We start from the raw sequence: 1,058 nt of genomic DNA on the forward strand, positions 1-1,058 counted from the left end.
TAGAGCGGATTTCTGGTCAGCTTAGATTCGGGTACCCGCAAAGCTTGAACCACGCTTTTGCATCGGTTGCGGTGATGGCGTCGAGAGCTGGGCCAAGTTCGCGGTTGAGGGCATCGACCGCGCGGGCCTCTTTGGTGCGCAAGATGCTCTTGAGCTTGGACCAGCCCGGCTCGATGGGGGAGAGGTCGGGCGAGTAGCGCGGCAGGAAGCGGACAGCGACGCCGGCGGCTTTGAAAGTGGCCAGAATGTCGGCCCGCTTGTGAGCCGACAGGTTGTCCATGACAACCACGGCGTCGGGCTTTTCCCGCTGCAAGACGGGGATGAGAACCTGTTCGACGAACGCCAAAAACACGGCGGCGGAGGTGGACGCCTCAATGCTCATCGCCGCCAGCATGCCATCGGCGCTCAAGGCGCCGAGCACCGTGACCCGGTGCCAGGACCCGCACGGCACCGAGCCCCAGGCCCGCTCGCCGCGCGGTGCCCGGGCCTGGGTGGGCGTCATCTGGGTGTTGATGCCGGTTTCGTCGAGAAAGACCAAGCGCGCCGCCTCGCGCACCACCGGGTCTTGGCGGTAAGCCGCACGCTCCGCGGCGATGTCCGCCCGGTCCTGTTCGCTGGCCCTCAGCGTCTTTTTTTGCGCGCCAAGCCCAGGCGCTTCAAGGTCCGGCACAGCACCGCCGCGCTCAGAGTGATCCCGGTGCGGGCCGCCAGCCGCTCGCGGTATTGCGCCAGCGTGGCATCGTTGTCGTCCCGCACCAAGGCGCGCAACACGCTCACCCCAGCGGCGTCCAGGTGGGCCGGGACGCCGCCCGCGTGTGGTTTGGCGCCCCGCCTCCCCTCCAGCCGCGCCGCCCGGACCCAGTTGTACGCACAGGCGCGGCTGACCTGAAAGCGCCGCGCCAACAACTCGGGGCTGCCTTCGTGGCGCTCATAAGCTTGGAGAACACGTTCGCGCAGATCGGCGGAATACGGCTGGCCCATGGACGCAGACCCTTCGACGGTGTCTCACTCCAACAGCACGGGCCAGCCAAAATGCCGTCTACACCCAAAAACAATCC

2 protein-coding genes are annotated in these 1,058 nt (G+C 66.9%); both read right to left on the reverse strand.

Annotated elements, in window-relative coordinates:
* Positions 1-16 precede the first annotated feature (16 nt).
* The gene (locus tag J2852_RS31285) at positions 17-670 is read right to left on the reverse strand and encodes an IS630 family transposase (protein ID WP_209883191.1); all 654 of its coding nucleotides are present in this window, start codon (positions 668-670) and stop codon (positions 17-19) included.
* Positions 622-981 (reverse strand): helix-turn-helix domain-containing protein, encoded by a 360-nt coding sequence (locus tag J2852_RS31290; protein ID WP_209883193.1) that lies wholly within the window; start codon positions 979-981, stop codon positions 622-624. Before J2852_RS31290 ends, J2852_RS31285 begins: the two co-directional genes overlap by 49 nt.
* Between the last annotated feature and the right edge of the window lie 77 nt (positions 982-1,058).

It is taken from the genome of Azospirillum soli, from assembly GCF_017876165.1.
Lineage (GTDB): Bacteria > Pseudomonadota > Alphaproteobacteria > Azospirillales > Azospirillaceae > Azospirillum > Azospirillum soli.